The organism is Streptomyces luteolus (genome assembly GCF_029968015.1).
GTDB lineage: Bacteria > Actinomycetota > Actinomycetes > Streptomycetales > Streptomycetaceae > Streptomyces > Streptomyces luteolus.
On sequence record NZ_JASCIS010000007.1, the window covers coordinates 92797 to 115594 of the forward strand.

Annotated in this window: 13 protein-coding genes and 1 pseudogene; 4 read left to right on the top strand and 10 right to left on the bottom strand. The window is 70.2% G+C overall.

The features are described 5' to 3' along the window. Window positions 1-7: 7 nt before the first annotated feature. The 10 genes and pseudogenes from QIT00_RS09100 to QIT00_RS09140 all read right to left on the bottom strand — a co-directional run bounded on the left by QIT00_RS09100 (window position 8) and on the right by QIT00_RS09140 (window position 15256). Window positions 8-4942, bottom strand: a complete 4935-nt coding sequence (locus tag QIT00_RS09100; RefSeq protein ID WP_408909744.1) for a DNA repair ATPase — start codon at window positions 4940-4942, stop codon at window positions 8-10. Between the two features lie 115 nt (window positions 4943-5057). Further along, complete coding sequence (locus QIT00_RS09105) at window positions 5058-7076, bottom strand: SPFH domain-containing protein (RefSeq protein ID WP_282534633.1); 2019 nt, start codon at window positions 7074-7076, stop codon at window positions 5058-5060. A gap of 100 nt (window positions 7077-7176) precedes the next feature. Beyond that, on the bottom strand, window positions 7177-7788 hold the full coding sequence (locus tag QIT00_RS09110) for a hypothetical protein (protein WP_282534634.1): 612 nt from the start codon (window positions 7786-7788) through the stop codon (window positions 7177-7179). Between the two features lie 254 nt (window positions 7789-8042). Beyond that, window positions 8043-8297 (bottom strand): annotated as a pseudogene (locus tag QIT00_RS39145) (IS982 family transposase); the annotation flags it as partial. A gap of 2 nt (window positions 8298-8299) precedes the next feature. Continuing rightward, window positions 8300-8650: a TraB/GumN family protein gene (locus tag QIT00_RS09115; RefSeq protein WP_282534635.1), complete on the bottom strand. Its 351-nt coding sequence runs from the start codon at window positions 8648-8650 to the stop codon at window positions 8300-8302. 76 nt (window positions 8651-8726) lie between these two features. Next, window positions 8727-9362 carry an LLM class flavin-dependent oxidoreductase gene (locus tag QIT00_RS09120; protein WP_282534741.1) on the bottom strand — a complete coding sequence of 212 codons (636 nt, stop codon included), beginning with the start codon at window positions 9360-9362 and terminating at the stop codon, window positions 8727-8729. 401 nt (window positions 9363-9763) lie between these two features. Further along, entirely contained in the window at window positions 9764-11665 is a 1902-nt protein-coding gene (locus tag QIT00_RS09125; protein WP_282534636.1) for an ABC transporter ATP-binding protein, read from the bottom strand. 1 nt (window position 11666) lies between these two features. Continuing rightward, a complete protein-coding gene (locus QIT00_RS09130) occupies window positions 11667-12590 on the bottom strand; it encodes an ABC transporter permease (RefSeq protein WP_282534637.1) in 924 nt (307 codons plus the stop codon). Next, complete coding sequence (locus tag QIT00_RS09135) at window positions 12587-13582, bottom strand: ABC transporter permease (protein WP_282534638.1); 996 nt, start codon at window positions 13580-13582, stop codon at window positions 12587-12589. Before QIT00_RS09135 ends, QIT00_RS09130 begins: the two co-directional genes overlap by 4 nt. 3 nt (window positions 13583-13585) lie before the next feature. Further along, on the bottom strand, window positions 13586-15256 hold the full coding sequence (locus QIT00_RS09140) for an ABC transporter substrate-binding protein (RefSeq protein ID WP_282534639.1): 1671 nt from the start codon (window positions 15254-15256) through the stop codon (window positions 13586-13588). Window positions 15257-15436: 180 nt separating this feature from the next. Here QIT00_RS09140 and QIT00_RS09145 point away from each other — a divergent pair, with 180 nt between their 5' ends. The 4 genes from QIT00_RS09145 (at window position 15437) to QIT00_RS09160 (ending at window position 22759) form a co-directional block, all read left to right on the top strand. Then, a complete protein-coding gene (locus QIT00_RS09145) occupies window positions 15437-17848 on the top strand; it encodes a beta-galactosidase (RefSeq protein ID WP_282534640.1) in 2412 nt (803 codons plus the stop codon). A gap of 270 nt (window positions 17849-18118) precedes the next feature. Continuing rightward, window positions 18119-19135: a hydroxyacid dehydrogenase gene (locus QIT00_RS09150; protein ID WP_282534641.1), complete on the top strand. Its 1017-nt coding sequence runs from the start codon at window positions 18119-18121 to the stop codon at window positions 19133-19135. 124 nt (window positions 19136-19259) lie between these two features. Continuing rightward, a complete protein-coding gene (locus tag QIT00_RS09155) occupies window positions 19260-21125 on the top strand; it encodes a GH39 family glycosyl hydrolase (protein ID WP_282534642.1) in 1866 nt (621 codons plus the stop codon). Window positions 21126-21145: 20 nt separating this feature from the next. Continuing rightward, window positions 21146-22759, top strand: a complete 1614-nt coding sequence (locus QIT00_RS09160; protein WP_282534643.1) for an alpha-amylase family glycosyl hydrolase — start codon at window positions 21146-21148, stop codon at window positions 22757-22759. Window positions 22760-22798: the final 39 nt, after the last annotated feature.

Consider the following 22798-nt stretch of genomic DNA (forward strand, 5'->3'; position numbering starts at 1 on the left):
GCGCCAGTCAACACGCCCCCTTGGCGTGCCGCCCCGACGGGTTGGCCAGGACGTTGCGCGGATCGGTGGCGCGGCTGATGGCCGACTCTACGGCGGCGAGCCGGTCGGCCACCAGGTCGAGGGCGGCCACCGCGTGGGTGACCGGATCGTCGCCACGGCCGCCGAGACGGGCCGCGCGGACATGGGCCGCCTTGATCTCGGCCCAGCGTGCCGCTCCCTGCGGGCTGAGCGTGGAGCGGAGCTCGGCGAGCTTGAGCAGGTTGCCCTCTGCGCCGGTGGTCAGGGTCTGGGCTTCGCCCGCGTAGTGGTCGTCGATGAGGGCGGCGAGCTCGGCGTCGTTCATCACCGGGTCGATACGTGCCGCGATCTTGTTCATGTCGCGGTACGAGCCCTGGAGCCGGAAGGGCGGTTCGGTCCGGGACTCGTCGGACTGTGCCGCCGAGGCGATGTAGGCGGCGTTGACCGCGAGGACCGTCGCCCGTGCGGTGAGCAGGTGACGCAGTACGGCGACGATGCGGTCAAGCTCGGCGTGCGCGTACGGGTGGGCCAACTGGTCGCGGCGCGCCGTGGGGTCGCCATCGGCGAGGCGGAGCAGCAGGTCCAGGTCGGCGCGGTCGCGTCCGGCGAGCGGGGCGAGGACGGGGTTGGCGGTCAGGGCGTTCTCGACGAAGCTGCAAGCGAAAGCGTCCTCCCTGCCCGTCAGGACCTCGCCGAGGTTCCACACGTCGGCGCGGTTGGCGAGCATGTCGGGGATGCGGAAGCGGGCGCCGGACTCGGTGTAGGGGTTGCCTGCCATGCAGACGGCGAAGCGTTTGCCGCGCAGATCGTACGTGCGTGAGGCGCCGTTCCAGACGCCTTCCATGCGGCGTTGGGCGTCGCAGAGCGCGATGAACTTCTGCAGGAGTTCCGGCGAGGTGTGCTGGATGTCGTCGAGGTACAGCAGGACGTTGCTGCCCGCCTCCAGGGCGAAGTTGACCTTGTCGATCTCCAGGCGGGCGGTGGCGTTCGGCGCCTCGGCCGGGTCGAGCGAGGTGACGTCGTGCCCGAGGGAGGGGCCGTTGACCTTCACCAGGATCATGCCGAGCCGGTCGGCGACGTACTCCATGAGGGTCGTCTTGCCGTAGCCGGGCGGGGAGACCAGGAGCAACAGGCCGCCGGTGGACCCCAGTTGCTTGCTGAGACTGTCGCCGATCAGGGGCAGGTAGACCTCGTCGATGAGCCGGTTGCGGACGAAGGTGGTCATGACCTTGGGGCGGTAGTCGTCGAGGCGCAGCCGGGCCCGTTCGGCGGCCGCGAGGTCCGTCCGGAGGGACTGGTAGGCGCGGAAGCCGGGGACGGTGGCGGTGCGGAACCGTCGGGTGCGGTCGAGGAGTTCGTCGATGCGTGCGGTGAGGGCGCGGCCCTCGATGCGCGGGTGGGCTCCGAGGAGCCCGTCGACTGTCGCGGTCAGCCGTGCGGCGCTGTCGTAGCGCGGCAGGTCGCGGCAGAGTTCGACGGCGACCGCCTCGTCCAGGTCTCCGCTCTCCCCCGAGGCCGTCAGGTAGGAGCTCAGCCAGGCTTCGGCGAGCTGGCGTCGGGCGTGCCGGTCGGTGACGGCGTCCAGGTCGTCCTCATACGCCGAACTGTCCGTGGCGTGACGGAACTTGTCGAGGAGCGTGCGGGCCGCCGTCGAGGTGACGAAGCCTTCGGGTCCGGTGGTGAGCTCGTCGAAGAGGTACGCGGCGGCGTCCTCGTCTCCGATCCTGGCGGTGAGTTCGGCGCGGAAGTCGTCGATGGCGGGAGAGAGCCCGAAGGTGTCGCGGGCGCGCGCGAGTGACACGGCACGGCGGGTCCAGAGCGCACGCTGCTCCTGAGTGGTGTCGTGCGCCCAGTGGAACTGGGCCGCGGCTCGGGCGCGCGGGGTGTACCGCAGCAGTCCGGCGTCACCGTGCAGGCGCAGCAGCGCGCGCAGGACGAGCGTCGCGTCGTGGTCGTGGACACCGCGTTCGTACCCCTCGTCGTACGCGGTCTCGGCAGCCGCCCGCACGAAGGCGGGCAGGTCGTCCACGGCGAGCAGTGCCTCGGCGCCATGTTCGTCCAGGAGGCGGGCGGCGAGGTGTTCTCCGCGGTAGACCTGCGGGTTCTCGGAGGGCAGGGTCTGGTTCCAGTAGGGGCGCAGCTCGGCGAAGGCCGGGTCGGTGATGGATGCGCGGTAGTCGGTGCCCGTCAGGGCGAAGGCCATGCCGTCGCCGTGCGGGACGACGGTGAGGTCGAGGGGCTGGGTGTTCACGGCGAACCGGTGGCGGCCGAGCCGGAGCGTGTCACCGCCGTCGGCGTACAGCTCGGTGCGGTCGCGCAGGGACCGGGCGGCCTCCTGGCGGGCCGCCCCGATGCGGGCCTCCAGCTCCTCAGCCCGTGCCTGCTCGCCGAGTTCACGGAGTTCGTCGACGGTGCGGCGGACCTTGCCGACCATCGGGTCGGAGGCGAAGTAGGTGTTGATCTCGTCGGCGGAGGCGAGGCCGGCGAGGCGTCGGGTGACGGTGTCCAGGACGCGGCCCGCGGAGGTCGCGAGGCGTTCGGCGTGCCGGGCGCGAGTGTCGGCGAGGGTCTGCTTGCGGGCGGCGAGAGCCTCGTACACCTCGGTGCGTCGGGTGTCGATCTCGCCGAGGAACGCGTCCGAGTCCGCGAACCTGGCCTCCAGGTTCTCCAGTTGAAGCAGCAGACGGGCCAGCTGTTCGTCGCAGCTCTCCGGCGTGGTCGCGGCGGCGAGCGCGCCCGTGACGGCCTGGCCGAGCAGGGCGAGTTCCACCGCGAATTCGGCCCGGTCCTCGTGCACCGTGAGTTCACGCCGTCGCGCGTCCAGTCCGGCACGGGCCCGGTTCACGTCCGCGAGGACCTCGGAGATCCGCTCCAGGACGGCGGTACGGACGGTCGCATCGCCGACGTCGAGCCCCGCGACGACCTCGGTGACGGTCTGCAGCCGCTCGGTGAGCTGCCGCAGCCGGTCGGAGAGGGCTTCGGCCTCGGCGACGGTGGTGATCGCCTCCGTGTCGGCGGCCAGCTGTGCCACGTCGGCGTGGTGGGCGGCGAACGCGTCGGGGCGCTGCAGGAAGGCGACGGCGCGCCGCCCGGCCGACGCGAGGTCGTCCGCGAGGTCGGCGGCGAGTGCGTCGATGCGGTCGGTGTCCGCGTACCGCAGGTCCTTCAGTGTCAGCAACTGCCCTTGGGCGAGGCGGAGTTCGGTGAGCCGGTCGACCCATTCGGCGGCCCCGCCCGGGGACTCGCCGCGGATGCGCCGTACGAGGGCGGTGATGCGTGCGGCCGACTCCTCCAGTGCGTCGGCGGCTTGCCGGGTGAGGGCCTGGACGGTCGCGAACTCGGCGAGGACCTGCTCGGCGGTGGCGCGCACGGCTTCCAACGGGGTGCGCAGGTCGCCGACTTCGTCCTCGCCCAGCCAGTGGTGGGAGTCGGCCGTGCGGACGCAGGACGCGAGCAGCGCTTCGTAGACGCCCGTGGTGGGCGTGGTCCCGGTGACGGCGCGGGCGACGGACAGGCAGTCGGAGATGCCGCGCACCAGGTCGGCGTTGCCGATGCGGGCCAGCGGGCCGTCGTCGGCCGGCCGGGCCGCGGTATGGGCGTGGGTGTCGGCGACGAACGGGGATCGCCAGATCTGCACGGGGTGCACCCGCGCGGGCTCCACGGCCCCGGTCCGCAGCACGCTCAGCGTGCCGTCGTCGAGGAGCGCGTACCCCTGGCAGGGCAGCGGGTTGGCGATCTCCTTGCGGATCAGGTTGTACGGCAGGAGCAGGCTGCGGCCGTCCTCGCGAGCGCGGAAGGCGTAGAGGACGTCCTCGCCGTTGGGCGAGCGCACCGTGCGCTCGAACTCCAGGCCGTCGGTGTCCGTACCGTCGAAGGTCTTGTACGCGCCGCTCGCAAGGCAGTAGCCGCCGGGGAAGACGATGCCCTGATCCTCTGGCAGCCGTCGGCACGCCTGCCCTATCCCGTCCAGGCTGACCACGGCCTGGGTCAGGGTGTGGAAAACCAAGTGCCGCCAGGCAGTCTCCTTGTAGGGGCGGACGCGGAGCAGGATCAGCGGGCCCACGCGCGCGTGCTCCACGTCGGCGTCCGCGAGGGACTGCAGGGGCTCCTGCACCGGCTCCGCGTGGATACCTCGGCCGGTCTCGGTGTCGTCCTCCACCCTGACGGTGAGCTGTCCGCCGACCGTCGAGACGAACACCTCGCCGCCGACGGATACGTGCGGGTGCCGGCCCTGCACATGGTCGTCGCGGGTCGCGGCCGTCCACGTGAAGTCGTGGGCCGGAGGTGCGGCGTGGTCCCGGTCGCCGCGTGCGTCCAGGAACTCGGCGCGCCCGTCGGCGGCGAGGGCCCAGCGCAGCACCCGGATGTCCTCGGCCCGTTCGCCGGTCTGGAAGACGGCGAGCAGCTTGCCGTCGACGTGCCGGAGCCGCAGCAGTCGGGCCTGGCGGTAGTAGCGGAACAGGGCGTCGAACTCGCGGGCGAAGACGGGGTCGTCAAGGAGCCCGGGGACGGCGTCGTCGGGCTGCCGGTTCAGGTCCCGGTCGAGGAGGGCGAAGACGTCGGCGACCGAGGTCTTCGACGTCGACTCCGCTCCGGGAGCGCGGTCGCTGCCGAGGAGCAGGACGTCGCCGATGGCGACGACGTCGCGCAGGGTGCACGGGTGGTCGGTGCGCAGACTCCTCGTGTCGGCGAGGGTCAGGCCGTTCGAGCCGAAGGCCGCGGCGCGGCGCTCGTTGAGGGCGGTGGCTCGGTCGGCCAACTGCCGTGCTTCCCTGGCCAGCCGGGCGCGCAGCAGTTCGTACGTTCCCGCGTCCATGCGGGCCTCGGCTCCAGGCCCGGTCCCGGCCTCGGTCCCGGCCTCGGGCCCGGCCTCGGGTCCAGGCCCGGCCTCGGTTCCGGCCGTGGTTCCGCTCCTGGTCTCCATGGTGTCCGGCGTCCTTCCGTGTGGTGCCGAGTGGCGCGTACATCTGCGGGGGGATCAGGAGGGCGTACGGGGCCGGGGTCGCTGCCCCCCGTGCAGCGACCCCGGCCGGTCCGGGTCAGCCCGCGGGCGAGCTCTTGCGGGCGCCGTTCAGCTCGACGATCGGCATGTCGGCGATACCCAACTGGCCTGCCTTGTCCAGGAGTTCACGCAGGGGCCCGGACTGACCGCCCTTCATGAGCTTCATCAGCAGCGCGGACACCGTGAGGTTCTGCACGTCCGCCGTGGAGACCGAGCCGAGCATCTTGGCCAGGTCGTCGGTGAAGCTCGCGGTGCCGTCCAGCCACGGTCCCGCGAGGGTCTGGGCGGTGTCGGAGTTCTGGACGAAGGCGTCGACGCCCTTGCCGAGCGCGATCGACGACACGAGCCGGTCGAAGAAGACGGACTCGCCCCCGACGATGCTGATGTCGGCGTTCTCCAGGCCGGTGGCCAGCACCGTGGCCTGCGCCTCGGCGACCTGCCGCTGCACGTCGATGCCGGCGAGCCGGATGTCCTTCTCGGCTTCCAGACGCAGCCGGTACTCCTCGTGCGTACGGGACGCCTCATCGAGCGCGGCCATCGCAGCCGCCTTCTCCGTCAGGCCCGCGGCCTCCGCCTTCAGCTTGGCCTCGACGCCCTCGGCCTCCGCGCGCATCCGCGCCTCGGTGGCCTGCGCCTCGGCGCGGCCCGCCTTCTCGATCGCGTCGGCCTCCTTCTCGCGGACCTGCACGGCCGCGAGGCCCTCGGCTGCGCACTCTGCCTGGACGCCTTCGGCCATCCGCAGCTTGGCCCGCGCGTCCAGGTCGGACGCCTTCAACCGGGCCTCGGCCAGGGTGAGTTCCTCCGCGGCACGGTGCGTTGCGGCCTGCTCGGCGGCCTCCGCCGCCTTGATGCTCTTGACCAGACCCTCCTGCGCCTGCGCCTCGGCGGCGATGATCACGGACTGCCGCTGCCGCTCCGCCTCCTCCACGGCCCGCAGCTTCAGAATCGACTCCTCCTGCTCCGCGACCGTACGGTCCACGGCCACACGCTCCCGGATGACGTCGGCGATCTCCCGCTTCTCCGCCTCGACCTCCTTCTGGGCGGCGATCCGCGTCAGTTCGGTCTCCCGGTCGCGGGCGATGACTTCGAGGAGGCGGTCCTTCTCGATGCGCTCGCTCTCGACGGCGATGACGCGCTCGCGGTTCTTCTGCGCGACAGCAACCTCGCGAGCCTGGTTCTCGCGCTGCACGCCGAGCTTCTCCTCGGTCGCGAGGAACGCTCCCTGCGCCCGCAGCCGCTCCTCCTCCACCACTCGCGCGGTCTCAGCCTCCTCACGCGCCCGTACGGTGTCGACCTCGCGCTTCTGCTTGATCTCGGCGTCCGCCTGCCGGCGCTCCAGCTCCAGAATCGCCTCGCGGGCGTCGACGTTCTGCCGGGTGATCTCCTTCTCCTCGTGGCGCGTGAACTCGTTGGTGCGCACGTGCTCCACGGCCGTCAGCTCGGTGATCTTCCGGATGCCCTGAGCGTCCAGGATGTTCGACGGGTCGAGCTGGCTCAGCGGCGTCTGCTCCAGGTAGTCGATCGCCGCGTCCTCCAGGCTGTAGCCGTTGAGGTCGGTGCCGATCAACTGGATGATGCGGTCCCGGAGTTCGTCGCGCTTGGTGTAGAGGTCGGCGAAGTCCATCTGCTTGCCGACCGTCTTGAGCGCCTCGGAGAACTTGGCGTTGAACAGCTCCTGCAGCGTGTTCTGGTCGCTCGCCCGGGCCGTGCCGATGGCCTGGGCCACCCGGATCACGTCCTCCACGGTCTTGTTGACCCGTACGAAGAACGAGATGCGGATGTCTGCGCGGATGTTGTCCCGGCAGATCAGCCCGTCCCGGCCGGTGCGGACGATGTCGATGGTCTTCACCGAGATGTCCATGATCTCGGCCTTGTGCAATACGGGCAGGACGACCTGCCCGGTGAAGGTCACATCGACCTTGCGCATCTTGGAGACGATCAGCGCCTTGCCCTGCTCGACCTTGCGGAAGAGCCGTGTGACCACGAGCAGGACGGCGACGACTACAAGCAGGACAACGGCGACGGACACGCCGATGCCCAGGGTGATGGCATCCATGTGAAGTCCTTTGGAGCGGTGAGAAGGTGAGACGGCGAGCAGCCGTGAAGCGACGTATGGGAGCGGGTGTGCGTGCTCAGGGCCTGCGGATACGCGGGGCTCAATCCAGCGGCGCGGAACCGAGCTCCGCGTCATGGGCCGCCACCCAGAAGAACTCGCCGGCGTCGTCGTAGGCGTACAGCAGACCCGTACTGTCGGCCGACAGCGCGTCGGACCCGTACTGCCGAACCTGGACGATCGCGGTGGACCCGTCCCGTGCGGCTACCTCGGCCTGGCCGAACTCCGCGTCCACCCGCCCCGTGCGGATGGTGCAGAGGGACCCGACGAAGTCCTGCCGGGACGGGCCGGGTTCGTCGGGGAACAGCTTGGCCAGCGGCCGCACGAGGGCCCGGGCCGCGCACCATGCGACGGCGAGGGACAGCAGCAACACCACAGCAGCGGCGGCGATTTGGGCGAAGCCGCCCAGTCCGGCCCGCGCGACGAGCACCGACCCGGTCACGCCGGTGAGCCAGCCGACCACGATCATCAGCGACGCGGCGACCGTGACGGGCACGCCGCCGAGCCCCAGAGCGCCCAGGTCGACGTCCCCGTCGAAACCGTCAGCATCGAAACCGCCGAACAGCACCAGCAACCAGAAGGCGACGACGACCAGCAGGGCGGAACTGAAGACGACGCCCGGAAAACCCACGGCCGCACCGAGAAGTTCCCCCATGCCCCGTCCTCCCCCGTGTACTCGGTTGCATCGGGAGCGTGTCCGGGTGCCGGGATCCGCTTCGGGAACCCGGCACCCGGGCTCTCCCCCGTTTCCGCCCACAGCCATCTTGACGCGCCTCATACGCCCACCGCATTGCCGGAACCCGGCAGTCTTTACGCGTTGTTGATGCCGGATACCAGCCACTGGCCCGGCTGGTGGACGCCGCCACCTCCCGCGGTTAGGTCGCGACCTCACTTCGGGCCCTCGAACAGGCCGGCCCGCATGATTCGGCGCCGGACCGGCACCGTCCGCGACAGGTAGCGGAACAGATGTCCCAGCCGTGCATGTGCGAAGCGGATCCAGTGCCGGGGCGGAGGGGGAAGCCGAGCAGGACCTGTGCGACTGCGAGGCACAGGAGTTCGGCGTCCGTCAGTTCCGGGGGTCGCCCGATCCGGCGACGAGGGGCCACATGGTCATCGATGAACACGTACAGTGCCCGCCAGAAGGGCGTCCAAGCCAGAAGTCACACTCAGGCCAACGGGCGCCTTTCGCCATGGTCGCGGCCGGCACAAACATCGGACTCAATCATCCAGGGGCCACCGACGCCGTGCCGGACGTATAGGTCCACGGCCAGGGCGGCGGACTGGCCGGCCTCCATGGCGAGGACGGTGAACCCCTCCTCGCGTACCAAGAACTCCACGATCCGGTGCTTCAGCCGGAAGAACTCGGCGGTGCCGTGGGTGGATTCGCCGAGACCGACGATCCGGGCGCCGCGCAGCGTCTCCCCCAGCGGCTTCAGGTCGTCGGTGGGCGCACCTGGGGTCAGCGTGTCCAGGGGGCGGGGGCGCTCGGTCAGCCAGCGGGCGATGTCGTCGGGCACCGGGGTGCCTCTCCTCCCTGCGTGCGGCGGAGCGCGGCCCCTGCGGTCCGCCCGTGTCGCCGCACCCGATCGTGTATCAGCTCTCCGCCTCGCGGCACGCCGTCAGGATGTCCCGGAGGTCTCGTACGGCGTCCTCTCGGCCATGGTCGGAATACACGCCCGCGACGTTGACGACAACTTCGTCCACGCCCGCACGGCCGTATTCGGCCAGTCCGGCGGCGATCTCCTGGGCTGTGCCGTGGAGGAAGACGCCGGCGTTGACGAGGGTGCGGGCGCCGAGGTTCGGGCGACTGTGGTGCACGCGCAGCCCGGCGCGGCGGAGCATGTCGGAGTAGTGGGGTCCGGCGAGGTGAGCGCGGGCCGCCGTGTGGGCGAGCCGGTACGGGTTGCGGTGCGGGCGGTCGACGGCGGCGTGCACGACGGTGACCACGCGCGGCACGGGGCGGCCCGCCTCGGCGGCGCCTTTGGCCATGGCGGGCAGCAGGGTGTCCTGGACGTAGCCATGCGGGGTCATCCAGCTGATCGCGGCGTCCGCGACCTGACCGGCGGCGCGCGCGAGCGCCGGGCGCAGCACGCCGAGCCCGGTCTCGACGCCGGGGTGCGGCAGCGCAGGCAACCGGACGGCACCGTCGTCGTCCTCGGGTCCGAGGAGTCGGCGCACCTCCCGGACGTAGGCGACGCAAGTGTCGCGCGGGCTGTCGTACCGACACAGCCCCCATCAGGCCGCCACACCGAACTCGACCGCAACTGCGCGCCGAAGCCGACCGCCTGGCTCCGTCGGCCGAGCAGCTGTCGGGCGCGCGAGAACCACCAGGTGACGGAGTTGAATCGACGCAGCCTGTGCGGGCCGAGGTCCGGGGCTTCCTGTCTCACTTGCCGCACCCGAGCGAGCGCATCATGACTACTCAAGCGATCTTCCGTCGCGTCAGAGGCCGGTGCCGAGGCGCGGGGTTCCGGGCGACCTTGGTGGCCGGTGATCACCGCCGGGCCGGTGTCCGGACCACGGTCGTGGATCGGCGATCGCCGAGCCTGGCCTGCCGGCCCTTCTGCGTGAGCTCGACCTGCGGCTTCGCGCCCGGCCGATGCAATTCCCGAGAGATCGGGAATCAAGCCTCATCCGCGGATCACGGGAGCGGCAGGCAGTCCTGCTGTACCACCTGCCCGACTGTTCCGCCGGGTCGATCCCGTCCGAGGGTTCGGTATCGAGTCGAGCAGCAACTTCGTGTACGCGTGCTCGGCGTGCCGGATCACCTGCAGGGTCGGGCCCTCCTCCACGACCCGGCCCTCCTTGAGTACGAGTACCTCGTCGGCCAGCAGCCGTGCGCTGAGCAGGTCGTGGGTGATGTACAGCATGGCGATGCCCAGGTCGCGCACCAAGCCGTCGAGAAGCTGGATGATCTCGGCGCGGATGGACACGTCGAGCATCGAGATCGGTTCGTCGGCGACCAGGAGCGTCGGCTCGGGCGCCAGGGCACGTGCGACCACTACGCGCTGCCGCTGCCCCCCGGACAGCTGATGCGGCAGCTTGTCCAGGTACTGGGCGGCGGGCGACAGACCGACGGTTTCCAGCAGTTCCCCGGCCCGCTGCCGGGCCGCTCCGGGGCTCAGGCCCAGATGGTTCCGTAGCGGCCGGGTCAGTGCGTAGGCCAGGGTGCGAGTGGGGTTGAGTGCCCCGAAGGGGTCCTGGAACACCAGTTGGGCGTGACGGTGGTAGGCGCGCAGCCGACGGCCTCGCAGTCGGCCGACGTCCAAGGCCGACCCGTCGGAGGGCGTGAAGCTCACCGTCCCGGCAGTCGGCTGCTCGATCCCGGTGATCAGCCGCGCAAGTGTCGTCTTGCCGGAGCCGGACTGTCCGACCAACGCGGTGACCCGGCCGGGGCGCAGTTCGAAGGAGACCCCTTCCACAGCCTGCTTGACCGTGTGGCCGCCGCGCCGCCGCACGCGGTAGTGCTTGGCCACGTCGCGGACGGCGAGGACCGGCTTCTCGTCGAGTGTCGCCGGGCGGGCAGCGACGAAACGCCCGGACAGCTCCGCGTCGACCGGTGTGCCTCCGGCCCGCTCGACCAGGAGGCAGCGCGCCGCGCCGGAGGTTGCCGGCAGCAGCTCGGGGTGGACCGTCGAGCAGTCGTCGACGGCGACCTGGCAGCGGGACGCGAACCGGCATCCGGCGGGCGGGTCCGCCAGGTTGGGCGGTCGGCCGGGGACGTAGTCGACGCCGAGCTCCGCGTCACGAGGGTCGGCGTACGAGCCGAGCAACCCCTGTGTGTACGGGTGCAGCTGACGGCTCATCATCGCCTCGGCCGGCTGGTCCTCCACGATCTCCCCGGCGTACATCACCATGACCCGGTCGGCCATCTCCATCACCGTGCCGAGGTCGTGGCTGATGAACAGCACGGCGAAGCCGAACTCGGACTGCAGCGCCCGCAGCCGGTCCAGGATGGCGCGCTGCACGACCACGTCGAGTCCGGTGGTCGGCTCGTCGAGCAGGACGAAGCGCGGGGACAGCGCGAGTGCCAGAGCCAACGCCACCCGCTGCTTCATCCCGCCGGAGAGTTCGTGCGGGTAGCGGCGCAGTACGCCTGCGTCCAGTTCCACCATCTCCAGCAGGTCCACGGCCCGTTGACGGGCATCCACGTCCGGCGGCAGGCAGCCGGGGTGGGCAGCGAACGTGTCCGCGAACTGTGCCTCCACGGTGATGACCGGGTTGAGCGAGTTCATGCTGCTCTGGAACACAGTGGAGATCTTCGCCCAGCGCAGCGGCCGGATCTCGTCCTCCCCGGCTGCGGTGATGTCGACTCCGTCGAAGACGACTGATCCACCGGTCACCGCCGCCGGCTTCTCAAGCAGCCGCAGCACCGCACTGCCGAGGGTGGACTTGCCGCAGCCGGACTCGCCGAGCAGCCCGACGAACTCGCCGTCGTCGATGGTGAGACTGACGCCCTCGACAGCGCGGACGGCGGCGGCGTCGCGGGGGCTGTAGGTGACGGACAGGTCGCGTACCTCGAGCAATGCCATCTCAGTTCTCCCTCAGGTGGGGGTTGCTCAGCGCGTCGACCCCGAAGTTGACCAGCGTCAGTGCCGTCATCAAGGAGGCGAAGGCCACGCCCGGTGCGACCAGCCAGGCCCACTGGCCGGTGAGCATCGCCCCACCCGTGTTGGCCTGGTTCAGCATCGTGCCCCAGCTGACGGTCTGCGGATCGCCGAGGCCGAGGAACGCGAGCCCGGCCTCGCCGCCGATCGCTCCCAGGCACGCGCCCATGAAGCCGACCACGATCAGCGAGGTCATGTTCGGCATGATCTCGCGGACGATGATCCGGGCCGTCGAGTCGCCGGCGAACTTGGCCGCCGTAATGTAGTCGCGGGTGCGCAGCGTGATGATCTGGGACCGCTTGATCCGCGCGCCATGGGCCCAGCCGGTGATGCTGATGACGACGACGATCAGGCCGAGGCCCTTCACCGGAACGTATGCGGCGAGCGTCACCATAAGCGGCAGCACCGGCACCACAAGGACCAGGTTGGTGAAGAACGACAGCACCTCGTCGACGATGCCGCGCAGGTAGCCGGCGGTCAGCCCGACGGCCAGTGCGATGGCGGTGGACAGGGTGCCCGCGACGAGCCCGACCACGAGTGAGGTCCGGGCGCCGTGGACGAGCTGGGAGAACACGTCCTCGCCACGGGCTGTGGTGCCCAGCCAGTGGTCCGCGCTGGGACCGAGGGCCCCTGCGAAGGCGTCTTCACGCGGCGAGTACGGCGCGATCAGCGGCGCCGTCACCGCGACCAGTACGAACACGAGCAGCATCAGCAGGCCGATCCGGCACTTGCCGTTGCGCCACAGGATGACGAGCCAGCCCGGCACCCGGGACATGCGGGCCGCCTCGATCACGCGGACCTCGGTGCCCTCGGTGTCCCCGGCCGAACTGGTGGGCAGCAATATGGTCATACGGCCTCCTCCCTGCGGACCCGCGGGTCGAGGACGCCGTACAGCATGTCGGCGAGGACGTTCGCGAGCAGCGTGCCGATGGTGATGTACAGGAACAGCGCCTGCATCAGCGGGTAGTCATGGCTGGAGACGGCCTCCAGCATCATCCGGCCCAGGCCCGGATAGTTGAAGATCGTTTCCACTAGCAGCGTGCCCCCGAGAAGGCCGCCGAGGGCCATGGCGAAGCCGGTCACGTTGGGCAGGATGGCGATGCGGGCGCCGTACGTGAGCGCGATGCGCCGCCGGCTCAGACCCTTCGCGCGGGCCAGCCGCGCGTAGTCCTCACCCAGGGTCTGCACCATGTTGTTGCGCATTCCCATGATGGAGCCGATCGGGCCGACGATCAGCAGCGCCATGGCGGGAAGCACACTGTGCTGGAAGGCGTCGGAGATGAACAGCCAGTTCCAGCCCGGATTGCTGCCGCCGCCGTAACCGCCGCCTTCCGGGAACCACTTGAGCCCGATCGCGAAGACGTAGATCAGCAGCAGTGCGAGCCAGAAGAACGGCAGGGTGCCGACGAACGTCGAACCCAGGGTGATGACCGAGTCCACCCGGCTGTTGCGCCGGTAGGCCGCCCACGCGCCGAGCAGGGTGCCGACGGCGAACGACACCACCTGGGTGACGCCGACCAGGATCACCGTCCACAGCAGGCCCTGCCCGATCATGTGCGTGACGGTGTACGGGAAGTACGTGTAGGACACGCCGAAATCGCCGGCCACGACGGCGGACAGGTAATCCCCGTACTGCTGGAGCAGATTGCCGTCCGGTGTGCCGAGCATCTTCCGGACCGCCTCCACTTGGGCGGGGTCGACGGCCTGGCTCTGTCCGGCGAGCCGGGACACGATGGCCTCGGCGGGATCCCCCGGCTGCAGCCGGGGGATCAGGAAGTTGAGCGTGACCGCTGCCCAGAGAGTGACGAGGAAGAAGCCGAGGCGGCGCAGGAAGTACCGCACGGATCAGCCTCCCGCCGGCTTGAGGTGGGTGACGATGAGCATGTGGTCGCCCGGTCCGGCGTACGGGTTCTCGTTGTTCGGCCAGCCGACCGCCTTGTCGGTCTGGTACTGGAACCACTTCGCGCCGTACCAGAGCGGGATCATGGGAACCTTCTCCGTCATCACCTCCGTGAGCCCGGCGATCGCCTTCTTCTGCGCCGCCACATCGGGGGCCGACTGGAGGTCATCGAGCAGCCGGTCCGTCTCCCCGTCCTTCCAGCGCACGAAGTTGCTCGGCGCCGGCTTGCCGATCGGCGCGGTCTGCTTGCTGCTCAGTGGGTCGGAGAAGTTGAGGAACATGTTGCAGGTGCCGCCGTGCGCGCCGAACATCATGTCGAAGTGGCCGGTGTCGCGGTCGTTGTTCCCCACCTCCGGAGTGGGCGTCTCCAACGTGACGTCGAAGCCGAGGGCCTTGAGGTCGTCCACGACGATCTCGCCGGAGGGAAGCCAGCTGGTCATGTTGCTGGGCACCATGAAGGTGAAGGAGAGCGGCTTGCCGTCCTTGCCGAGCCGGCGTCCCTCACTGTCCTTGCGGTAACCGGCCGCGGTCAACGCCGCGGCGGCCGCTGAGCGGTCGTACCCGATCCGCCCCTTGTCCTTCAGCCCGTCCGGGAGCCACTTGTCCTGGCCGGGCACCACCAGACCGGTCTGGCTGGCCTGCCGCACATAGCCCAGTTGCCCCTTGTTGATGACCTTCTCGCGGTCGAAGGCCGTGGTCAGCGCCCTGCGGAACTTCTGGTCGTCGAAGGGTGCCTTGGTGAGGTTCATCTGGACGCTGATCGAGCCGCCCGGCGGGTACCAGTAGCGGTTGTGCTTCGGGTCCCGATCGACGAAGGACTTCTTGATGTCGGGAACGAAGATCGCGTTGTTGTCGTACTCGCCACGGCTCAGCTTGAGTTGGTCCACGGTGCCGCCGCCGTCGTTCTTGTGGAAGCGGATCTCCCTCACCCGGACCCTGTCGGCCTGCCAGTAGTCGGGGTTCCGCTCGATGCGGAGCTCACGCGGGTTGAAGGACTTGACGCCGAACGGTCCGGTGCCGACCGGGTCCTTGGCGTTCGTGAAGGCCACCGGGTCCTTGACCTTCGACCAGATGTGCTCCGGCACGATCGGTACCTTGAGCACCCGGTCGAGGACCGACAGGCCCGGCTTCTCGAAATCCATCGTCACGGTGTCCGCGTCCGTCGCCTCGACGGAGGACAGGTGCTGCCAGACCCCTGAACTGTCCAGCGCCTGATGCTTCTTGAGCAGCTGGTAGCTGAAGGCGACGTCCTTGGCGGAGAAGGGCCGACCGTCGTTCCACTTCACACCCTCACGCATGTCGAGTACGAGTGTCTTCGGATCGGTCCACTGCCACTTCGCCGCCAGCCAGGGGTGTGCCTTGCACGTCGTGGTGTTGTAGACCGCCAGGGTCTCGAAGACATAGTGCGTAGGACCGAGGGCCGTCGCGGTGTTGTACGGGTTGTAGTTCGCCTGCGGAGCGGATCCGCCGCCGAAGTCGCCGTAGTCGAGATAGTCGATCAGCCCATCGGCCGTGCGGCCGCTGCCGGCCGTTCCGGAGGTCCCGGTACAGCCTGCCGCGGTGAGCGTGACCGCCACCGCCATGGCGGCCCCCAGGTGGAGGTGATGACGTCGCATCCAGGTGACTCCTTGCGTTCGGGGCTGACGGGGCGACAGGCTCCGGTGCGCCCATGCCTGTTGACCGCCCACAGCGTCGTCTGTAGCGTCGGAAAGCGCTTTCCGGAACATAAGTGAGGAAGTGCAGTGGTGACAAGACCCTTGGCATCGCCCGAGGCTTCAACCAGTGGAGACAAGTCGATGACTGACGTACGCAGTGTCCGGCTGAGCAGGCGCAGGCTCTTGGTGGACGGAAAGCCCGAGCTGGTGGTCGCGGGGGAGGTGCACTACTTCCGGCTGCACCGCAAGGACTGGGCGGACCGCCTCGACCGGCTGGCCGAGGCGGGCTGCACCGCGGTGGCCACGTACATGCCGTGGCTGGTGCACGAACTGCCCGACGGGTCCGTGGACCTGGACGGCCGGACCAGCGAGTACCGGGACCTGGCGGGATTCCTGGACCTGGCAGCCGAGCGGGGGCTGCTGGTGATCGCCCGGCCCGGCCCGTTCGTCATGGCCGAGATGAAGAACGAGGGCATTCCCTATCGCGTGCACGACGAGCACCCGGCACTACACCCGGTCGGCTGGGACTCCGTGCCGGTGCCGACCCGTTCCGTGGACTACCTCGCGCCCGACTTCCTGACCGAGGTGGAGCGGTGGTACGGAGCGATCATGCCGCTGATCGCATCGCGCCTGGTGACACGCGGCGGGCCGATCGCCGCGGTCCAACTCGACAACGAGATCGGCATGCTGGCGTGCGTCACCGGCATCCCCGACCTGACGGACGTGGTCCTGGACGACTTCGCCGCGTGGTCCCGCGACAGCCTGGGCGTCGAAGACCCGGTGGCCCGCTACGGCCTGGACCGCGCCGACGCGGTGGCCTGGCGCACAGGTGTCCGCACGCCGTCCGGCCCCGGGTCCCTCGCCCTGCACCACGACATGTCCGACTACCAGCGCGACCGCTACGCGCGGTACGTCGCCTTCCTGCGCGAGACGGCCGAGTCGCACGGAGTCGAGGACATCCCGTTCCTGATCAACATCCACTGCCCGAGCCGGGCTCGCCGCCGCACCTACCCGCTCGGGATCAGCCAGCTCTACCGCAGCTACCGGGGCCAGCCGCAGATGACGTCGGGCTCGGACCACTATGTCGGTGACCTGACGGTGGAGAACGTCGCGGAGCTCTACACCGGCAACGCCTACATGGCAGCCGTCCACGACGACGACCAGCCGCTGACCTCCGTGGAGTTCGAGGCGGGCCTGGGTGACTACGGGGAGGAGCTCAGCCGCATGGTGCCGCCGGCCGCGCTGGCGCTGAAGACCCGCCTCTTCGTGGCCCAGGGCAACCGGCTGATCAACTACTACCTGTTCGCCGGCGGCCACAACCCACCCCTTGACCGGCCGGTCGGCGACGGCAACGACCGGATCGCCTTCACCGGCGAGTACCACGGCTTCACCGCACCGATCGGACCGGAAGGCGAACCGAATCCCAGCTATCCGGCACTGCGGGAGACCGTCGCGGCCGTCAGCGGCGCGGGCCCGCTGCTCGCCGACATGGACGAGGAGTACGACGACGTCGCGCTCGCCTTCGTACCGGACCACTACCTCACCGAGTACTGCCACCCCGAGGACAAGGAACGGCGCGCTGTGGTGGCCGACCTGGAGCAGTTCCGCGGGACGGGGTCACGCGACATCCCGGGCCGGGCCATGCTCCTCGGCGGGTTCTCCTTTCCCGCCGTCGACCTTCAGTCCGAGTGGGACACCGATCGCGCGATCGTGCTCGGCAGTCCGACGACGCTCGCCGCGGACGTCCAGCGCAAGCTGGCCTCCTGGGTGCTGCGAGGGGGCCGCCTCCTGCTGGCGGGAGTCCTGCCGCAGCGAGACATCGACGGCAGCGCCTGCACGATCCTCGCCGACACTCTCGGCCTGCGGGCGGGGCTGCGCAGCGACCACTCGCGCGATACGTTCCCGTCCGTTCGGGCGACCGGATGGGCCCCGGCTCGTGCGGAGGTCCGCACGGAAGCGCTGCAGCACCTGTCGGCCGTCGGCGACACCGACATCGACGTGTTCGCGGTCGACGCCGCGAGCGGCGAACCGGTCGGCGTCGAGGTCCGTCCCGGCACGGGGCATGTGCTGGTGCTGTCGGCCGACTACCCGTGCCATCTGGACTTCTGGACCGCCCTGCTCGCGCGCCTCGGCGTACGGCCGCGCCACACGCACGATGCGACGGCACCCGGCACCGTCGTGACCTCGACGGTGGATGCCGCAGGACAGCGCCTGCTCCACCTGCTGAACCTCAGCCCGTTCGACCAGACGCTGGTCGTGCGCCGCGACGGCGAACCGCTCCTGGGCGACACCTCTGTCCACCTGCCCGCGAGGTCCGGCCGGATGCTCCCCCTGGAGCTGCGGCTCGACGGGGGCGGCACCCTCGCCTGGTCCACCTGTGAACTCGCCGGTACGGAGGCGGGTCTGGTCCTCCTGCGCCGTACCGGGACGGGCGATGCGGCGCTGGTCGTCGACCCGCGGGACACGGCGAACCCCGGTGGCACGCTGCACAGTTGGCCGGACGATCCGACCGCGTGCGGTCAGGTCGTCCGCATCGAGGTGCCGGTCGGCTGACCGCGGGGCGAGGGCCGGCTGCCGGCGGGTTCCTGCGGGTTCCTGCGTCAAGGGGGTTGAGGAGCAGGCGCTCCTCAACCCCCTGCCCGAGCTGTCCCGACGCTCCACCAACCAGGTGCGGCCGCCTGCGGCGACGAGTGAACCTCCGTGGGCCCGAGGAGGGGAGCGCCGACCCCTGAGAGGGCTTCGGAGAGGTGATGTCGAACCGCGTCGGAGAGGTGGCATCGAACCCCTGGAAAGCGCTTACCGAGCTGAGCTACTGTGCTGCCCATGTCCGAACCTCACCGCCCGTCGGTCGTTCTCGCCATGTCCCCCGTCCATCTGCCGAGGCTCTTCGACGAGCCGTTGCGGCGCCGCCTCGACGAGCTGGCCGAGATCGATCTCGGCCTCGTACTCAGGGACTTCTCCACCCCGGAAGCGGTCACCGCCCTCCGGTCGGCCGAGGTCCTGCTGACCTGTTGGGGCGCTCCCTCCGTCGACGCCTCCGTGCTGGCCGATGCGCCCAGGCTGAAGGCCATCGTGCACGCGGCCGGGTCCGTCAAGCACCTTGCCACCGCTGCCTGTTGGCAGCGGGGTATCCGCGTCTCCAGCGCGGCGGCCCTCAACGCGGTGCCGGTCGCGGAGTACACCGTCGCCATGGCCGTACTGGCCGGGAAGCGCGCCTTCCATGCGCAGGCGGCCTACCGCGCCCAGGGCAGCGAGCAGTTCTGGGCAGGCATGGATGCCGACCTGGGCAACTACCGCATTACGGTCGGGGTCGTCGGCGCCTCGCACGTCGGACGCAAGGTGCTCGAACTCCTCGGCTCCTACGACATGGACCTGCTGCTCACCGACCCCACTCTGAGCGCCGCCGAGGCGGAGGAACTGGGTGCGCGACTGGTCGGTCTCGACGAGCTGGTCAGCTCGTCCGACGTCGTGAGCATCCATGCCCCGGACGTCCCGGAGACCTACCGCCTGATCAACGCAGAGCGGCTCGCCCTGATGCGGGACGGCGCCACCCTGATCAACACCGCCCGTGGCGCCCTGGTCGACACCGAGGCGCTCACCGAAGAGCTCGCGACCGGACGCCTCAGCGCGGTGCTCGACGTCACCGATCCCGAACCCCTGCCGTCTCACTCGCCGCTCTTCACCCTGCCCAACGTCGTCCTCACCCCGCACATCGCCGGCTCGCTCGGCAACGAGGTGCGGCGCCTTGGCGAGTTGGCCGTCGACGAGCTCGAGAAGTACGCCCGTGGCGAGGAGTTCGCCTTCCCCGTCGTCCAGGAGCGCTTGTCGATCCTGGCGTAGCGCCCCGCCACCAGCCGTCGACCGACCACACCTGCAGGCTCGCGCCGGGCTGTGACCCGGCGACGGAGCCCGCCCGTCCCTGCCCCCCGCCCGCGGTGGGTCAGCACGTGAAAGAGGAAGTGCCATGAGCGAACAGAAGCTGGACGCCCGTACCGACTGGGAGGCGCGGATCTCACGCCGCTCCGACACCAGCCGCAGGAGCGAACCGCCGCAGCTGCCGCCGCCGCCGACCGGTCTGGTGGCCGATCCCGGTGTCGGCCATGTGACGCTGCGGTGGGAGCCGGTCGATCAGGCCGTCGGGTACCTGGTCCACCGGGCGGACACATCGGACGGGCCGTTCAAGGCCGTCGACCACCTCGGCGGTGACGTCCTGGCGGTACCGGACTGCTGCTACGTCGACACCACCGGCGAGCCCGGCCGGACGTACTTCTACGCCGTCGCCTCCGTGCCGGAGGTCACCACCCAAGGCAAGCTCGGCCCGGCGGTCGAGGCGGCCTCGGTCCCACCGGGGGGTGTCACGCCACTCGTCACCCTGACTGTGGACACGGCCGCGGCCGGCGCCGTACTGGCCAAGCCGTGGGCGCAGATGATCGGCAGTGAACGGCTGAGCCAACTGCGGTGCACCGACACGTCCGGCGGCAGGCCGATCGGCACGGAACTGCTCGCCGCACTGCAACGGGTCAGCGAGGAGGTCGGAGTCGACTCCGTGCGCGCGCACGCCATCCTCCACGACGACCTCGGCGTCTACCGGGAGGTGGACGGCCGGCCGGTCCACGACTTCGACGGAGTCGACGCGGTGTACGACGCGATCCTCGCCATCGGGCTGCGACCGGTGGTCGAGATCGGCTTCATGCCGCACGACCTGGCCCGCGATCCCGCCAGGACGGTCTTCGAGTACGCCGGGATCATCTCGCCGCCGAAGGACTGGCAGCGGTGGGGCGATCTCGTACGCGCGCTCACGCAGCACCTGGTCGACCGGTACGGCCTGGACGAGGTGCGCACGTGGATGTTCGAGGTGTGGAACGAGGCGAACCTGGAGGTGTTCTGGTCCGGCACCCGAGAGGAGTGGATGCATCTCTACGACGTGACGGCCTTCGCGGTCAAGGACGTCGACCAGCGGCTCCGGGTCGGCGGACCCTCGTCGGCGGCCGCCGGCTGGGTGGACGAGCTCCTGGACCATGTCGCGGAATCGGATGCACCGCTGGACTTCGTCTCCACGCACACCTACGGCAACGCACCCCTGGACCTCGGTCCGACCCTGGCCCGCTACGGCCGCGAGGACGCGGACATCCTGTGGACGGAGTGGGGTGTCTCGCCCCGGCACTTCCTCCCCGTCAACGACTCCGCCTACGCGGCGATGTTCCTGCTGCACGGCATGCGGTCGGCCGCCGGTCGCGTGGAGGCGCTCTCGTACTGGGTCGCATCCGACCACTTCGAGGAGTTGGGCCGGCCACCGAAGCTGCTGCACGGCGGCTTCGGCCTGATCACGGTCGGCGGCATCGCCAAGGCCCGGTACCACGCCCTGAGTCTGCTGTCCCGTCTCGGGGACCGCGAACTCCCGGTCGCTGCCGACGGCGACGGCGCAGGGGGGCTCGTGGACAGCTGGGCCAGCCGGCGTGCCGACGGTTCGCTGGCGTTCCTGGTCTGGGCTCACACGCTTGACCAGGCGAAGGTCTGCGGCGGGGCCGGCCTGGACCGTCGGATCCGGCTGGTGCTCGACGGTGCCGACGGCGGCGCCGCTGTCACGGTGACCAGGCTGGACCGTGAACACGGTGACGTCTCCGTGCTCGCCGGGCGGCTCGGCGTGGGCGACTGGCCGACCGACGAGCAGTGGGAGGAGCTGCGGGCCGCGGACGCTCTGGTGCCCCACCAGGCGGAGGCGACCTCCGAGAGCGGTGCTGTGGTGCTCGAACTGGACCTGCCGCAGCCGGGAGCGGTGCTGATCGAGGTTCCGCCGAGCGGCCGCGCGACCCTCCACATCGACAACTGACCGACCGGACACACCTGGAGATGACTATGCGCCCGGCTCCGCCGCCCCAGTGGCTCACCGACGCGGTGCTGTACCAGATCTATCCGCAGAGTTTCGCCGACAGCAACGGTGACGGCATCGGCGACCTCGCGGGAATCACCCAGCGGCTCGACTACCTCAAGTGGCTCGGTGTGACCGCGCTGTGGCTCAATCCCTGCTTCACCTCGCCGTTCTTCGACGCCGGTTACGACGTCGCGGACTATCAGCAGGTGGCGCCCCGGTACGGCGGCAACGACGACCTGGTCGCGCTCATCGACGCCGCCCACCGGCGCGGGATGCGCGTGCTGCTCGACCTGGTCGCCGGCCACACGTCCGACCAGCATCCCTGGTTCACCGCGTCGGCGGCCGGCACCGACGGCGAGTACGCCGATCGCTACATCTGGACACCGAGCCGCGAGATACAGCCGGACGGCTTCCACTCCTCACCGGGCGAGCGCGACGGCTCGTATCTGCGCAACTTCTTCGTCTCGCAGCCCGCCTTGAACTTCGGGTACGCCAGAGAGAACCCCGCAGAGCCATGGCGGCAGCCGCCGAAGGCACCCGGGCCGCGGGCCAACCGCGAGGCCCTGCGGCAGGTCATGGCGTACTGGCTCGACCGTGGCGCCGACGGCTTCCGGGTCGACATGGCTTCCTCCCTGGTCAAGGACGACACGGACGGCACGTGGACCGGTGAGCTGTGGCGCGAGATGCGGGACTGGCTGGACCGCCGCTACCCGGACGCGGCGCTGGTGTCCGAGTGGGGAGAACCGGCCGCGGCCGTCCCCGCCGGCTTCCACCTGGATTTCTTCCTGCACTTCAAGGGCCGCGCGTACCGCTCCCTCGTCGACAACGCCGCCGGGGTCCAAGTACCCGAATGGGAGGCAGGTCCCTGCTATTTCGACGAGCAGGGCAACGGTTCGGCCACGGAGTTCCTCGATGCGTGGGACAAGGTCGCACCCGCGATCGACGGGATCGGACACGTCTGCCTGCAGACGTCCAACCACGACTTTCCACGGCTTGCCTGCGGGTCCCGCAGCGGGCCACAGCTCGATCCCGCCATGGTCTTCATGCTCACCTGGCCCTCGGTGCCCTCGATCTACTACGGCGACGAGATCGGGATGCGGTACGTGCCCGACCTGCCGGTCAAAGAGGGCAGCACGCTGGGTGAGACGTACAACCGGGCCGGGTCACGTACGCCGATGCAGTGGGACGACGGGCCGAACGCCGGTTTCTCGGCCGGGGATCCCGAGGACCTCTACCTGCCGGTGGACCCGGATGCACAACGCCCGACCGTGGCGGCTCAACTCGCCGAACGGGGCTCGCTGTTGCACCTGACCCGTCGGCTGATCGCGTTGCGCAGGACCAACCCGGCGTTCGGCCCGCGCGGCCAGGTCGAGGTCCTTGCCGGCCGTGACGGGGGGTACCCGCTCGTCTACCTGCGCAGCCACGAAGGGCAACGCTTCCTGGTGGCGGTCAATCCGCGATCCGAGGCTGCCTTCGCGGCGCTGCCCGTTCACGGTGTCGCCGAACCCGTGCTGCATCGCGGCGCCGTCCTGCGCGAGGGCGGGGTCGAGCTGGAAGGGTTCGGGTACGGGGTGTGGCCGATGAACGACTGAGCGGGGGCGTGCGCCGGGCGGAATGCATCTGCTGACCGG

Coding starts and splice junctions, on each gene's coding strand:
- QIT00_RS09100 (WP_408909744.1), bottom strand. CDS start 4,942: ATGGAGACCAGGAGCGGAACCACGGCCGGAACCGAGGCCGGGCCTGGA.
- QIT00_RS09105 (WP_282534633.1), bottom strand. CDS start 7,076: ATGGATGCCATCACCCTGGGCATCGGCGTGTCCGTCGCCGTTGTCCTG.
- QIT00_RS09110 (WP_282534634.1), bottom strand. CDS start 7,788: ATGGGGGAACTTCTCGGTGCGGCCGTGGGTTTTCCGGGCGTCGTCTTC.
- QIT00_RS09125 (WP_282534636.1), bottom strand. CDS start 11,665: ATGGCATTGCTCGAGGTACGCGACCTGTCCGTCACCTACAGCCCCCGC.
- QIT00_RS09130 (WP_282534637.1), bottom strand. CDS start 12,590: ATGACCATATTGCTGCCCACCAGTTCGGCCGGGGACACCGAGGGCACC.
- QIT00_RS09140 (WP_282534639.1), bottom strand. CDS start 15,256: ATGCGACGTCATCACCTCCACCTGGGGGCCGCCATGGCGGTGGCGGTC.
- QIT00_RS09145 (WP_282534640.1), top strand. CDS start 15,437: ATGACTGACGTACGCAGTGTCCGGCTGAGCAGGCGCAGGCTCTTGGTG.
- QIT00_RS09150 (WP_282534641.1), top strand. CDS start 18,119: ATGTCCGAACCTCACCGCCCGTCGGTCGTTCTCGCCATGTCCCCCGTC.
- QIT00_RS09155 (WP_282534642.1), top strand. CDS start 19,260: ATGAGCGAACAGAAGCTGGACGCCCGTACCGACTGGGAGGCGCGGATC.
- QIT00_RS09160 (WP_282534643.1), top strand. CDS start 21,146: ATGACTATGCGCCCGGCTCCGCCGCCCCAGTGGCTCACCGACGCGGTG.